Consider the following 884-nt stretch of genomic DNA (forward strand, 5'->3'; position numbering starts at 1 on the left):
ATATAGTTCCGGTAGAAGAATTATACCGAATTTGTGAGATTGCACGTGAAGTAACAATGGCTGATGAATTTAAGGTTGGACGCGTAATCGCAAGACCTTTCACAGGCCAACCAGGCAGCTTCAAAAGAACGCCTAATCGTCATGATTATGCTTTAAAACCATTTAACAGGACGGTTATGGATGAATTGAAAGATTCCGGATATGATGTTCTGGCAATCGGAAAAATTTCTGATATTTTTGATGGTGAAGGGGTCACTGAATCCTTAAGGACCGTATCTAATATGGATGGAATGGATAAATTAATCCAAACCATCGAACAGGATTTCAAAGGTTTAAGTTTCCTTAACCTGGTCGACTTCGATGCTTTATACGGTCACAGACGTGATCCAGAGGGTTACGGAAAGGCATTAGAAGAATTCGATGCTAGAATGCCAGAAGTACTCGATAAGCTAAAAGAGGACGATTTATTAATCATCACTGCTGATCACGGGAATGACCCGGTACATGAAGGGACCGACCATACACGTGAATATGTGCCATTATTAGTTTATTCTAAACGATTTACAGAAGCTGGCGAGCTTCCAATAAGAGATACATTTGCTGATATAGGGGCAACAGTCGCAGCTAACTTTGATGTGAAAATGCCTGCCTTCGGAAAAAATATTTTGGGCGATATGAATTAAGGGGAGAGAAAATATATATGTTTAATAAAATAGAAGCAGCTGCCTCATTTATAAAAAGTAAGATTGATGGTTCTCCAGAAATAGGATTGATTCTTGGTTCGGGACTTGGGGTATTAGCAGATGAAATTGAGAATCCTATTACGATCCCATATCACGATATACCGGAATTTCCAGTATCAACTGTTGAGGGACATGCAGGTC

1 protein-coding gene and 1 pseudogene are annotated in these 884 nt (G+C 39.6%); both read left to right on the forward strand.

The features are described 5' to 3' along the window. A partial coding sequence (deoB, locus tag AC1DUW_RS30700) for a phosphopentomutase (RefSeq protein ID WP_477644433.1) occupies nucleotides 1-683 on the forward strand: 683 nt, incomplete at its 5' end. Between the two features lie 17 nt (nucleotides 684-700). Beyond that, a pseudogene (locus AC1DUW_RS30705) lies at nucleotides 701-884 on the forward strand (purine-nucleoside phosphorylase); the annotation flags it as partial.

The sequence above is a fragment of the Peribacillus sp. P4_C12 genome (assembly GCF_056402095.1).